The following is a 617-nucleotide window of genomic DNA, read 5'->3' on the forward strand; positions in this document are numbered from 1 at the left end:
TACACCGGCGTGCCCAGCGCCTTGTAGGCCGCCGCATACACCTCGGCCGTGGGCAGGCCGCCCAGGTAGGAGAAGCGGTCACCCATCTTCATGAAGATCGAAGACATGGTCTCGATGTTGCCCACGCCGTCCTTGAAGCCGATGAGGTTGGGGCAGCGGTCGGCCAGGATGGCCAGGGAATCGGCGGTGAGCTTGGTGCGGTCGCGGTTGTAGACGATGACGCCGAACTTCACACTGTTGCACACGGCGGCCACATGCTCGATCAGGCCCTCCTGGCCGGCTTCGGTCAGGTAGTGGGGCAACAGCAGGATGCCGTGGGCGCCCAGGCGCTCGGCCTCCTGGGCATGGGCGATGGCGGTGCGGGTGGGGCCGCCGGCGCCGGCAATGATGGGCACCTTGCCGCGGCAGGTGTCCACGGCGGTCTTGATGACCTGGCCGTACTCGGGGCCCGAGAGCGAGAAATACTCGCCCGTGCCGCCGGCGGCGAACAGGGCGCTGGCGCCGTAGGGGGCCAGCCACTCCAGGCGCTCGATGTAGGTCCTGGGGCGGAATTCACCCTGCTCGTCGAAGTCCGTGATGGGGAACGACAGCAGGCCGGAGCCCATGATGGATTTGAG

1 protein-coding gene is annotated in these 617 nt (G+C 67.4%); it reads right to left on the reverse strand.

The window, feature by feature from the left end:
* Positions 1–617, reverse strand: a 617-nt coding sequence (locus AC1RCS_RS24915; protein WP_492246554.1) for a 5-dehydro-4-deoxyglucarate dehydratase, incomplete at both ends; no start/stop codon positions are given.

The organism is Acidovorax sp. GW823-FHT01C06, from assembly GCF_058798375.1.